General features: G+C 57.2%; 13 protein-coding genes and 1 tRNA gene. 3 read left to right on the forward strand and 11 right to left on the reverse strand.

Translation table 11 applies throughout. The features are described 5' to 3' along the window. Window positions 1-4: 4 nt before the first annotated feature. Window positions 5-871: a mycothiol conjugate amidase Mca gene (gene mca, locus HBA49_RS07950; RefSeq protein ID WP_005523560.1), complete on the reverse strand. Its 867-nt coding sequence runs from the start codon at window positions 869-871 to the stop codon at window positions 5-7. A gap of 152 nt (window positions 872-1,023) precedes the next feature. Between mca and HBA49_RS07955 the strand changes: the two genes are divergently transcribed. Further along, window positions 1,024-1,482: a DUF4307 domain-containing protein gene (locus tag HBA49_RS07955; protein ID WP_005526984.1), complete on the forward strand. Its 459-nt coding sequence runs from the start codon at window positions 1,024-1,026 to the stop codon at window positions 1,480-1,482. Between the two features lie 84 nt (window positions 1,483-1,566). Beyond that, window positions 1,567-2,094, forward strand: a complete 528-nt coding sequence (greA, locus tag HBA49_RS07960; protein ID WP_005523566.1) for a transcription elongation factor GreA — start codon at window positions 1,567-1,569, stop codon at window positions 2,092-2,094. A 93-nt stretch (window positions 2,095-2,187) separates the two neighbouring features. Here the strand turns inward: greA and HBA49_RS07965 are convergent, their stop codons facing one another. Further along, the gene (locus HBA49_RS07965; protein ID WP_005527267.1) at window positions 2,188-3,012 is read right to left on the reverse strand and encodes a Bax inhibitor-1/YccA family protein; all 825 of its coding nucleotides are present in this window, start codon (window positions 3,010-3,012) and stop codon (window positions 2,188-2,190) included. A gap of 212 nt (window positions 3,013-3,224) precedes the next feature. After that, complete coding sequence (locus tag HBA49_RS07970) at window positions 3,225-4,256, reverse strand: AraC family transcriptional regulator (RefSeq protein WP_005527073.1); 1,032 nt, start codon at window positions 4,254-4,256, stop codon at window positions 3,225-3,227. A 284-nt stretch (window positions 4,257-4,540) separates the two neighbouring features. Here HBA49_RS07970 and HBA49_RS07975 point away from each other — a divergent pair, with 284 nt between their 5' ends. Continuing rightward, window positions 4,541-4,846, forward strand: a complete 306-nt coding sequence (locus HBA49_RS07975) for a hypothetical protein (RefSeq protein ID WP_146743676.1) — start codon at window positions 4,541-4,543, stop codon at window positions 4,844-4,846. 47 nt (window positions 4,847-4,893) lie between these two features. On the opposite strand, the gene HBA49_RS07980 is transcribed toward HBA49_RS07975, so the two are convergent. From HBA49_RS07980 to HBA49_RS08015, 8 genes are all read right to left on the reverse strand, one after another. Continuing rightward, window positions 4,894-5,145, reverse strand: a complete 252-nt coding sequence (locus HBA49_RS07980) for a hypothetical protein (protein WP_005523576.1) — start codon at window positions 5,143-5,145, stop codon at window positions 4,894-4,896. A 419-nt stretch (window positions 5,146-5,564) separates the two neighbouring features. Next, window positions 5,565-5,638, reverse strand: a tRNA-Leu gene (locus HBA49_RS07985). Window positions 5,639-5,763: 125 nt separating this feature from the next. After that, complete coding sequence (locus HBA49_RS07990; RefSeq protein ID WP_005527548.1) at window positions 5,764-6,726, reverse strand: Ppx/GppA phosphatase family protein; 963 nt, start codon at window positions 6,724-6,726, stop codon at window positions 5,764-5,766. A gap of 3 nt (window positions 6,727-6,729) precedes the next feature. Next, the gene (locus tag HBA49_RS07995; protein WP_034996141.1) at window positions 6,730-7,335 is read right to left on the reverse strand and encodes a DUF501 domain-containing protein; all 606 of its coding nucleotides are present in this window, start codon (window positions 7,333-7,335) and stop codon (window positions 6,730-6,732) included. A gap of 56 nt (window positions 7,336-7,391) precedes the next feature. Next, the gene (locus tag HBA49_RS08000) at window positions 7,392-7,919 is read right to left on the reverse strand and encodes an FtsB family cell division protein (protein WP_005523583.1); all 528 of its coding nucleotides are present in this window, start codon (window positions 7,917-7,919) and stop codon (window positions 7,392-7,394) included. Between the two features lie 169 nt (window positions 7,920-8,088). Continuing rightward, window positions 8,089-9,366: a phosphopyruvate hydratase gene (gene eno, locus HBA49_RS08005; RefSeq protein ID WP_005527313.1), complete on the reverse strand. Its 1,278-nt coding sequence runs from the start codon at window positions 9,364-9,366 to the stop codon at window positions 8,089-8,091. A 227-nt stretch (window positions 9,367-9,593) separates the two neighbouring features. After that, a complete protein-coding gene (locus tag HBA49_RS08010; RefSeq protein ID WP_034996146.1) occupies window positions 9,594-10,385 on the reverse strand; it encodes a lytic transglycosylase domain-containing protein in 792 nt (263 codons plus the stop codon). A 77-nt stretch (window positions 10,386-10,462) separates the two neighbouring features. Next, on the reverse strand, window positions 10,463-11,143 hold the full coding sequence (locus HBA49_RS08015) for a MazG nucleotide pyrophosphohydrolase domain-containing protein (RefSeq protein ID WP_005527088.1): 681 nt from the start codon (window positions 11,141-11,143) through the stop codon (window positions 10,463-10,465). Window positions 11,144-11,197: the final 54 nt, after the last annotated feature.

Consider the following 11,197-nt stretch of genomic DNA (forward strand, 5'->3'; position numbering starts at 1 on the left):
CCCATCATTCCAGCCCAGCGAGTAAATCGGTCTCGGGGAAGGTGGTTTTCACCCGGGTTTTGGCCAGTTCGAATTCTTCCGTGGGCCACATTTTTTGTTGCACTTCCACCGGGGTGCCGAAGAATGTGCCGGCCGGGTCGATTTGGGTGGCGTGGGCGCGCAGGGCCTGGTCGCGTTGTTCGAAATAGTCGGCGGCATTCACCTGGGTGGTGACCCGCAGCATGATGTCGCCCTGGTGGGCTTTCCACCGTTGCAGAATATCCCCGTAGGGGCTGGGCTTGCCTTCTTTGATGAGGAGGTCGTGGAATAGTTGCAGGCGTTGGCGGATGAATCCGTGCGTGTAGTACAGCTTGAGGGGCTCCCACGGTTCGCCGAGTTCCGGGTGGTAGGTTGGGTCCCCGGCCAGGTCCCAGGCGAGCATGGATACTTCGTGGACTTTGAGGTGATCGGGGTGGGGGTAGCCGCCGTTTTCGTCGTAGGTGATGATGACTTCGGGGCGGAATTCCCGGATGACCTGCACGACTTTCTGGGTGACCTCGTCGGTGTCGGCGAGGGCGAAGCTGCCTTTCGGGAGAGGCGGCAGCGGGTCGCCTTGCGGCAGGCCGGAATCAATATAGCCGAGCCATTTGTGTTCCACGCCGAGTGCCGCGACGGCTGCGGCCATTTCTTCGGCCCGGATGGCCTTGATGTTTTCCTTCACGCCAGGCGTGTCGATGAGGGCAGGGTTGAGAATATCGCCGCGTTCCCCACCGGTGCAGGTGAGCACCATGACCCGGTTGCCTTCGTCGGCATAACGGGCCATGGTAGCTGCGCCTTTGCTGGACTCGTCGTCGGGGTGGGCGTGGATGGCGAGGATTCGTCGTTGCGTCACGTGGGTCTTCCTTGAGGTTGATCATAAATGGTAGGTGGTATCGGTTAAGATGTTTATACTTAACAGACAACCATGCTGGGCATTATTCTATTCCGCACACTTCTGTGTCTGTCACTTCGTTCTGCACCGCTTTGACTCGTAAAGAAGTAATCATGACTAACCGTTCAAGATACCATGGGCACACCGCCCAACCACAGTCCACTATCAGCAGTAAAATCGTGGCGGTGTTTGCGTTGATGCTGGTCATTGCGTTTGCGGTGGCGTTGGCGAAGTATTTGCAGACCAGCGAGAACCAGACCACGAACGTCACCTTCGCCAGCTCCGAGCGTATAAGCGATAATTCGCTACGGGTGTGGGTGGATGTGAAGCGGAAGAATGTGGATACGCCCGCCTATTGCATTGTGACGGCGCTAAATTATGACATGGCGGAGGTGGGCCGCCGCGAGGTGTATATTTCCCCTGGTGGGGAGAATCTGCAACGGTTGCAGTTGGATATTACTACGCGGGAACCAGCGGTGGCGGGGGGCGCGTATGGTTGCGGGGAGACGATCCCGTTTTATTTAGACCAGACTGAGGAGCAGGTTGGTGCCCTGCCTGCGACCAGCGGGTAATGCGCCGGCGCCGGTGACTGGTTGTGGTAAGATTCGGCGTCGATAAGCGATAAGCCCACGAGTTTTAAGGTATAGCAACATATTATGGTGGAGAATCAGAAGCAGTATATCACCCCGGAAAGCAAGGCTAAGCTGGAGGAAGAGCTCAATGCCTTGATTGCGCACCGCCCGGTGGTGGCGGCGGAAATCAACGAGCGGCGTGAGGAAGGCGACCTGAAGGAAAACGCCGGCTATGATGCGGCGCGGGAGATGCAGGACCAGGAAGAGGCCCGCATCAAACATATTTCCGAAATTTTGGCGAATTCCACCACCGAACGGTCGGGCATTATTGAGGGCGTGGCCCATGTTGGTTCCGTGGTGCATGTGTACTATAACGGCAAGCCGGAGAATAAGGAGACGTTCCTTATTGGTACTCGTGCCGCAGCCTCCGACAATAAGGATTTGGAGACCTATTCCGAGCAGTCTCCGCTGGGTGCGGCAATCCTGGGCGCCCACGAGGGGGAAACCCGCGAATACACCGCCCCGAACGGTAAGGTTATTTCCGTTACCGTGGTTTCTGCCGAGCCGTATGATTCGGTGAAGGCCGCCACGCTGCGCAATAAGAAGCTGTAACAAGGCGCAAGAAAAACCCGGCTGGTTGATCTACCTAGCCGGGTTTTTGCTTGTCGACGCCTCCGGGGGCGCCTACCTACAGGTTTGGAGGAGTTACCTTGATTGGAAGTAGCTCAGCAGGCGCAGGATTTCGGTGTACAGCCATACCAGGGTGACCGCCAGGCCCATGGCCACACCCCAGGAGTAGCGGGCGGGGGCGCCTTCGCGGATCAGCTGCTCGGCCACATCGAAGTCGGAGATGAAGCTGAGTGCCGCCAACACGATGCACACCAGGGAGAAGGCGATGGCGATCGGGCCGCCGTCCCGCAGCGGGTTGAAGCCGAAGAACATGGCACCCACCATGTTGCCGAGCATGAGCACGAGCACACCGATCAGGGCACCGGTCATGATGCGGTTAAACCGGGGGGTGACTTTGACGGCACCGGTCTTATACACGTACAGCATGCCGAGGAATACGCCCAGGGTGCCGATGATGGCCTCCCCGATGAGCAGGCCCGCGTTTTGCTTCCCCACGATGAAACCGGAGAGTACAACGGAAATGCCGCCAACGAACAGGCCTTCGAAGGCCGCGTAGGTCAGGGTGATGGCCTTGGAACCGTATTTCTTACCGAAGGTGCCCACCAGGACGGTAACAAGCCCACCGATGGCACCAATCAGGGTCAACAGCAGTGACAGCTTGACGTTGACAAATGCGGCAATGCCGAAGTTCACCGCGGCCAGGGCGATAATGACGCCGAGGGTGATCCCCGTGTTGGTCACCACATCGTCCACGGTCATGGGCCGCTCGGCCTGTAGTGGTTGTTGCGGCGCACCGTACTGACCGTAGGGGTCGTGGGCTTGCTGCTGATAGCCGCCGTAATAGTTGGTGGTGCGGACTTCTGAGAGTGATTTCAGCACCGGGTTATTGCTACTACGCATGGTTGAAGAAACACTGTCCTTTCTGGTCAAGTTTTATTACGCTCCCCCACCCGATCACGTGGGGTGGGGTAAAGCCACTATGTTTAAAAATTGTTTACGTTTTTATGTGTTCATAGTGTTTAACGTAACAGTGGCGATTTTAGTTCCCGCGCTCACATTTTCAACGGTAAACCAGAATTTGTAGCATAACTGTTATGTGCGTAATGCGCATGTTAGACGGTAGGAATGAGGTCCTTTTCGGCAAGTTTCCGTTCGGTCTCTTCAAGCGCGGCAAACGGTGTGGTCATCTCGCACATGCCGAACACTAATGCCCAATCCACCGTCCCGTTGCGTTCATCAAAGTTGACCGGTACCGGCAGCGCAATGGAGCCGGCCGCGATGTCGAGGCGGGTGTCGGTCCCGGCGGGAATGGTGACGGTTTCTCCCGCACCCATGAATCGGCAATAGCCGGCGGTGGTGACGGTGGCCGTGCCCCGGTAGATCCACAGCACCTGGTCGGTTTCAGCCCGAGCAAACGTCGTCAACGGGGGTATTTGCGGAGCTACCCCCGCTGCCCCCATGCCGACGGCGCCCGTGGTGAACGAGGACGGCGTGGTACCGGTATGCCGTTTAAACGCCCTAGTCAGGCTGCTGGTGGCGTCGAATCCCACCATGGATGCCACATTGGTGATGGTGAATTGGTGCGACAACAGGTCGGCGGCGACAGACACCCGATAAGCGGCCCGCCATTCGCTGAAGGTGTAGTCGGTGGTGGCCTGGAATTGGCGTTGCAGGGTTCGGGAGCTCACATGCTGCCGCTTAGCGAAGTCAATGAGCGAGGTCGGGTCGGCCGGGTTCGCCTGCAATTGCTTTGCGACGGCCAACGCTGCGGGGGCGGTGGGCATTTTCGGGGGCTTGGCCCGGTCGTCGAAAAGCTTCATGATATCGGCGCTCAGTTCGGATTCCCCCAGCATGCTGCGGGAATATTCGCTAATCATACGGTCGGACCACACCTGCCCCAAGTGCATGCGGCGGGTAGCGCCGGTGATTTTCATCCCGGGGAAGCTAATGGGGATAACTACCCCCGTGGCACCCCTGTCGTGGCCGGCGGCCCCGGAGCTGGTGATAAAGGCACCGGCTGGGGCAATAACCAGGTCGCCGGCAAGCACGGAGATAATGCGGTCGGGGGCGTTCACGATCGCGGTGCCACTATGGCACCAAAAGAGCGTGGATGTCACAGTGTTGGTCAGTGCTGAAGAATTCATAAGCTTATGGGTCGACCTTCCTCGAATTGAGCACACCCTAACTATGTACCTTGTGTGGTGCAGAATTTCAATCTCTTGGCATGTTGTAATCATCAATTCTAGCGAGGTACAAACGGGAAAATCCGCAACCAACTGGGATTGTTTCACACCCCTACCCCCGGCCACGTGTCGATCATCACATCATTTTATGCGTAAAAACCCGTTATTATTTCGCCACTTGGGGCCGCTGGGGTTCGGGGTATCGACCGCCTGCCTCGGACGAAATCAGACCCCACGCATGCGTAATGCCCGCCACCATTGCGAGCAAGAACAATGGTAACGGGCCTTATGCACAAACTGGGAAAGAAGGTTGTGAAGGCTTGTGGCCTTCACCTGTCAATGTCATTCGAAGATACTTTATTCGGCTTGGTGACCCTCGCCGCAAAATAATCGTGTTGGGGGTGATTATTTTGTGTTGGGACCGGGAAGGTCGTTATCCGATTAAAGAGAAAGAGAAGAAGAGAGAAGGAAAGGAAAAACTGAAGGAGAAAGAAGGAGAAAGATGGAGGAGAAGAATGCATTTAAAGAAAGTTGTTGGGGATTTTCTTTAAACGTCATCCTCTTTCAAGGAGAAACATGAATTTTTGGCTCTGTGATTTTAGCGGTGACGCACCCTCCCTGCTAGGTGTTCCGGAGCAGTCCCACGAGTGCGAGGCCGCAAGCTGGTGACCGTGTGCTCTACCACGCGCGGTTCGGATCGCTGTCGCACATAGAGGGAAGAACCGCTATCATAGGGGTTCATGTCGCCCAGGTAGTACACGTCAGCGGTGTCCAGGTCGCGGGAATAAAGGTCAACGGTTTCCAATTCCACGAAGGGATTGAAGATTGCTTCTGCGGTGAGAACGCTCATGGGATGCTCCTTGCTTGAAAGGGGGTCTGGCTTTCTTGTTCGTCACAACTTTTTCCGTCTCGCTGTAACTACTTAAGTAATGTAATGTTCCTTTCTGGAAGAGCGATATAGCCTACCTGTCAAGTCCCTGTGAGTTACCGTGTAGTTGCATGTGCATGGTAAAACCCAAGCTAAAAACCAACTTTTGGCTATAGTTCTAGTTGTAAAACTATTACGAGGTTTCCTCGAAAGCGTTAACCCACATAGTACGCTCATCAAAGCCCATGGTGAAAGCGTCATTTGGTGGTTTTAGCAGCGTCAAAGGTTAGGGCGTTGACCAGTACTTTTGGCTAACAGCATCTGTGCCTCACCGGCGCCAGAAACACGTCGACAAGCAAATATCCCCAGCCGACGCCGGGGATACCTTTATGCGCTATCAATGCCCCCAGTGGGACTCGAACCCACACTGAATTGATTTTAAGTCAACTGCCTCTGCCGATTGGGCTATGGGGGCAATGAGGACATTGTAATCGACGCTGGGGATAAAGCGAAACTGAAGCTGGACGATTGGCGATTTTTAGGGCATTACGCTGCGGAAATAGCCACTCTACCATTATCTACAATTCTCTATTTATTAGCCTAGTTCTTTTTAGATTCATCAATTAATTCTGCAACGATGCCATCAAGAATATCCATTTCGGAGATGACGATCTCCCGCACCTTGGTCTGCTCGGTAATCATGTCCACGATGCCATCAACCACCACTGCCCCACCGGCGATCACATCGGCGCGGCCAGGGTGAATCACCGGATTAGCGCGCCGCTCCGCGGAGGTAATCGAAATCAATTCGCGGGTGAGCGCCCGCAACCCATCAAACCGAAGATGACAGTCGTGAATGGCCTTGGGCTCGTATTTCTCCAGCCCCAACACCAGTGCGGCAATGGTAGTAAACGTGCCGGCACAACCCACAAACGTTTTCGCCGATGCGATCGGCACGATCTCTTGCACCTCTGCCAAGCGTTCCGCAACATACTGCCGCGCCGCCTCCACCTCTTCGGGGGTAGGCGGGTCGGATTGCATGATGCGTTCCGAAATCCGCACGCACCCCATCTGGGAGGAATAGGATCCCAAAAGCTGACCGCCGGCAACCCCCACCACAAACTCGGTGGAGCCGCCGCCCAGGTCAATGACACAAAACGGGCCCTGTTCCTTGCTGAGGTACGCCACCGCGCCGATAAAACTCAGTTTTGCTTCTTCCTCCCCGGTAATCACCTGGGCGCGCGCCCCCGGGCGGATCTGGCCCAATAGCTCGGCGGTCATAGCGAAAAACTCGTCCTTGTTGCGGGCATCACGGGTGGCGGAGGTAGCAACCATGCGCACATCCTGTACTCGCTCCTGCTGCATGAGGTCCACGTATTTGGTGAGCACCTTCCGGGTGCGCTCCAACGCCTCAGGGGCGAATTCGCCGGTGGCGTCCACGCCCTGACCCAGCCGCACGATCTCCATGAGCCGCACAATCTCCCTGGGGCGACCATGATTGTCTTCAGAGATCAGCAGTCGGAGTGAATTGGTACCGCAGTCGATTGCTGCATAACGGGCCATGAGTTATTTCCCCTTGGTAGTGTTTAGTGTTTTTGGCGCTTCGGCATTGCTGAAGTCGAAGTCGGACAGGGTGATTCCCAGCTCCGCGCAGGTGGGCCAGGTGGCGGGTATGGCGGTGCCACGCAGGTTCGCATGGTCAGCGGCAAGGGCGACGGCTTCGGTGCCGAGCCGGAAATGGTCCGGCCCTTCCGCCAAGGCGTAGGCGATGAGCACGTGCAGACATTTGACCCGGTCGGGCATGCCGCCGCCGGAGAAATCAGTGCCCAAATCCGCCAATGCGTTACGTTTGGCCAGATAGTAGTCGTGTGCGCGTTGGTAGTCGGCGCGGAGCTCCAAGTCGGTATTGAGCCGATCGGTCATCCAGTTCATGACGTGCGCGACCTCCAAGCGGGAGGCTTCCGCGGTGAGCCGGGGGTCGGTCAGGTAGTAGAGGGTGGGAAACGGCGTGCCGTCGGGCAGTCGGGGTGAGGTGGTGACCACACCGGGCACACCATCGGGACAGCGATAGGCTATGGCTATTACACCGCGGGGTTGGCGGCCCAGCTGGGCGGCAATAATAGTAAGGTCGTCGGAAGATACAGGTGATGGGGGTACCGGGGTTACGTCCATGGGGTTCATTGTCTCACGAACCCGCAAATTCCCAACCTCTGTGGCGCAATCCGACCCTATTCGGCGGCGGAATCCTCCGGGGCGAGGGGTTGCAGTGGCAGTTTGTCGTTTTTCGGCGTCGACTGTTCCGGTTCGGGGTTATCGGGAATAGTCAGCGAATCCCATATCGTGGTGTACCAGGCGGGGGTGGTCTCGGTGGCCTGCGGCGTCTCGGTGTGGTTTTTGGTCTCCGCATCGGGGTCAATGATGCGGAACGCAGTCTCCCCCGGTTCGATGACCCCCAGCCGCCGCCTGGCTTGTTCCTTAATATATTCCTTGGAGTGGTATTTTTCCAGGTCGGTTTCGATTTGGGTTTTCCGGTTTTGCAATTCGCTTATCGACGCATCCAGCCGGGCGATTTCCGCCCGCTGCTCCATATAGTTCCGCAGTGGGACGGTAATCATCACCAGCACCATGATGGTGACCGTGACGATAAACAGCAGCGGAACGTATCCGAGGTGCACCCGGGGTAGCCGCAGCTTGGCGGGTTTTTCGGTCTGCACACGGTTTTCGATGGGAACGCTTCGCCGAGTTTTCCTTGCCATAGGTGTTATATGGTAGCCAATAATTCGACGCAGTCTAGGCAGCCACTCGGTGTCAAACGTCGTGACATTGACTAAATTATCGGAAACACATTAACGCCGCATCACGTAGCTGGTGATGCGGCGTTAGGGAGATGTGACCCACTAGTTAGAAAGGAATCACAACGCTATTTTAGCCCTTGAACCGAGGGAAAGCGGAACGGCCGGCATAGACGGCGGCGGTGCCCAGCTCCAGTTCAATACGCAGCAACCGGTTGTACTTGGCCACCCGCTCGGACCGGGCCGGGGCGCCGGTCTTGATCTGGCCGCAGCCCAGGGCCACAGCGAGGTCGGCAATGGTGGTGTCCTCGGTCTCACCGGAACGGTGCGACATCATGGTACGGTAGCCGGCACGGTGTGCCAGGTCCACGGCGTCGAAGGTTTCGGTGAGGGTACCGATCTGGTTCACCTTCACCAAGAGGGCGTTGGCGGCCTTCTCCTCAATGCCCTTAGCCAGGCGGGCGGGGTTGGTGACGAAGAAGTCGTCGCCTACGATCTGCACCCGGTCGCCAATCTTGGCGGTCAGATTGGTGTAGCCTTCCCAGTCATCTTCCTGCAGCGGGTCCTCGATGGAGACGATCGGATAGCTGCTGATGAGGTCTTCATATACCTTCACCATTTCCTCGGCGGTATGCTCGCCGCCTTCGAAGTGGTACTTGCCATCCTTATAGAATTCGGAGGAGGCAACGTCGAGAGCGAGAGCAATGTCCTTGCCGGGCTCCAGGCCGGCCTTCTTGATGGCCTCAACAATCAGGTCGAGGGCTTCCTTGGTGGAGCCGACGGAGGGAGCGAAGCCGCCCTCGTCACCCAGGCCGGTGGACAGGCCCTTGGACTTCACCACGGACTTCAAGGAGTGGTACACCTCGGCGCCCAGGCGAAGAGCCTCAGCGAAGGTTTCGGCACCAATCGGGGCAATCATGAATTCCTGCACATCCACGCCGGAGTCGGCGTGTGCGCCACCGTTGACGATGTTCATCATGGGCACGGGCAGGAGGTGGGCATTCGGGCCACCAATGTAGCGATAGAGCGGCAGGTTGGAGGACTCGGCGGCTGCCTTGGCCACGGCCATGGACACGCCCAGGATGGCATTAGCGCCCAGCTTGGACTTGTTTTCCGTGCCATCGAGCTCAATCAGGGTTTGATCAATAACCCGCTGGTCGTCGGCTTCGAAGCCGACAATTTTATCGGCAATTTCGTTGTTGACGTGCTTCACGGCCTCTAGGACGCCCTTGCCTTGGTAGCGATCCCCACCGTCCCGAAGTTCGTGTGCCTCGTGAACACCGGTGGATGCACCCGAGGGAACACCGGCGATACCCACGGAGAAGTCATCTAGGTGAACTTCCGCTTCAACGGTGGGGTTACCACGGGAATCCAGGATCTCGCGGGCAAAAACGTGCATGATATCAGCCACAGTGAATCTCCTACCTGTATGAGGTGTGCTGTAAATACAATTTCAAGCGTAAAAATGTTTGGTTGTTTTTGATTCGACCAAAAACTCACGCCACACGTACAATTATGCCAACAAAAACACGCTCATGTGGGTGAGATATAGTGAACATTTACACAGGAGCACGTGACACATCACATCATTCCCCCCAAATGAGATTTTCACCACAGACTTGGGCGTCGTCAAGCAAGTTAAAACGCTGGCTGCCGCAGCGCATATGACGCCGCAGCGTTACGCACATTCGCTAAATATTCGTCGGAACTATTATACGAGCCTATTGCCTGCTTCCATCCCTCGGCAGTAGCAAGATCACGACCATCACATAGCAGGTTCGCTGCCGCTAGTGCTGCGTCATCAATCTGGTTCGGATCCGCCACCCCGTCACCATTGGCATCCCGACCGTATTTTTCCCACGACGTAGGGATAAACTGCATCGGCCCCACCGCTCGATCGTATTCCTTATCACCGTCCATCTTGCCCTGGTCCGTGTCTTTAATCTCGGCGAACCCCGGCGAACCATCCAACGGCACCCCAATGATCGCCGGGAGCACATACCCGTTGTCGTCAATCTTGCGGGCATTAAATAATGTACCCGTATAGGTGCCGTGCCGGGTTTCCACATACCCAATGCCCGCCAGGGTTCCCCACGACAGGTGGCATCCCGGCCACGACTGTGCCGCGATCAGCTCCGCATTCCCATACGCCTGCACCGCCGCTTCGCTTATCGACGTGTCTGCCGCAATCGGCGCCGCCCACTCGGCAAGCTGGTTCGAAGTCCTGCCAGCCGCATTCAGGTCGATCTGTGGGACCTCCGCGGCCCGAGCCGGTGGCACATCCCGGGGCACCGGTTTCAGCTCTCGAATCGGTGAGCTGCCCTCCAACAAAGACATGCTCCACCCCACAAACGCCACTACCATGATGACTGCCAACACGACGCCGCAACCACAACCAGCAACTCTGCGAACTCCACCTATTGAACCCATGGCGACTGATATTACCTAACTTTTCCTTAGGGCAAGCCAGGCTCAGGGTTATCCCCAACCCCATCCCCTACCGGCACTTACTGCCCCTTACTTACGCGTCGCCCCTCCACATGTTTACCCAATTCCCACAGTCGTTTCTGTTCCGATTGCGGCACCACCGAGGTAGTCCCATCAAATAAATAGGGGGAACGACGTCGCATTTTCCCAATGAAACTCCCCACCACATCACCGAAATCAAACGCGCCCCGGCGCGCCGCAATCTCCGCGTGAAACAGCACCTGGAGGAGCACATCCCCTAGCTCCGCCATGAGTTCCGCATCGTCGGCTCGGGTGGTGATGGCCTCGGCCAGCTCGGTGGTTTCCTCCCGCAAATAGGGAAGGAGGGTTTCGTGGGTTTGTTCCCGCTCCCACTCCCCCACCGTGAGGGCGCGCCGCATAATGTTTTGCGCCTGCCAGGTGGGGTCATCCCGGCTGGGGGCCCGAAAAATGCGGGTTGTGGTTTCCTCTGCGGTTTTGGCGGGTTCCGTCAGCCGCGGGTCGGCGTCATCGCTGGTGATAACGAGCCGCGCCACCGGCTGCGACAATGATGGTGCTGGTAGGGCAGCGAGCTGGTGGTAGTGGTCGCGGGCCGCGGCGGGAATGTCCGGGGTTACTTCCAGGCGGGATGACCCCACCCCATAAAGATAGGGGATGATCCCCAAGGGGATCTGGTCGGGCCATCGGGGATCAACGAGCACAATAATAGTGAGGGCGGTCATATGTGCCGATTATAATTTCCCCAATTTCCGGCCATGGTGCGTGCCGGGTTTACG

This window comes from Corynebacterium matruchotii, assembly GCF_011612265.2.
Taxonomy (GTDB): Bacteria; Actinomycetota; Actinomycetes; order Mycobacteriales; family Mycobacteriaceae; genus Corynebacterium; species Corynebacterium matruchotii.

Bases quoted from the DNA above. Each gene is read 5' to 3' on its own strand.
- HBA49_RS07970 (WP_005527073.1), bottom strand. From the start codon at position 4,256: ATGAATTCTTCAGCACTGACCAACACTGTGACATCCACGCTCTTTTGG.
- HBA49_RS07965 (WP_005527267.1), bottom strand. From the start codon at position 3,012: ATGCGTAGTAGCAATAACCCGGTGCTGAAATCACTCTCAGAAGTCCGC.
- HBA49_RS07990 (WP_005527548.1), bottom strand. From the start codon at position 6,726: ATGGCCCGTTATGCAGCAATCGACTGCGGTACCAATTCACTCCGACTG.
- HBA49_RS07975 (WP_146743676.1), top strand. From the start codon at position 4,541: ATGCCCGCCACCATTGCGAGCAAGAACAATGGTAACGGGCCTTATGCA.
- greA (WP_005523566.1), top strand. From the start codon at position 1,567: ATGGTGGAGAATCAGAAGCAGTATATCACCCCGGAAAGCAAGGCTAAG.
- HBA49_RS08010 (WP_034996146.1), bottom strand. From the start codon at position 10,385: ATGGGTTCAATAGGTGGAGTTCGCAGAGTTGCTGGTTGTGGTTGCGGC.
- HBA49_RS08000 (WP_005523583.1), bottom strand. From the start codon at position 7,919: ATGGCAAGGAAAACTCGGCGAAGCGTTCCCATCGAAAACCGTGTGCAG.
- HBA49_RS08015 (WP_005527088.1), bottom strand. From the start codon at position 11,143: ATGACCGCCCTCACTATTATTGTGCTCGTTGATCCCCGATGGCCCGAC.
- HBA49_RS07955 (WP_005526984.1), top strand. From the start codon at position 1,024: ATGACTAACCGTTCAAGATACCATGGGCACACCGCCCAACCACAGTCC.
- HBA49_RS07980 (WP_005523576.1), bottom strand. From the start codon at position 5,145: ATGAGCGTTCTCACCGCAGAAGCAATCTTCAATCCCTTCGTGGAATTG.
- HBA49_RS07995 (WP_034996141.1), bottom strand. From the start codon at position 7,335: ATGGACGTAACCCCGGTACCCCCATCACCTGTATCTTCCGACGACCTT.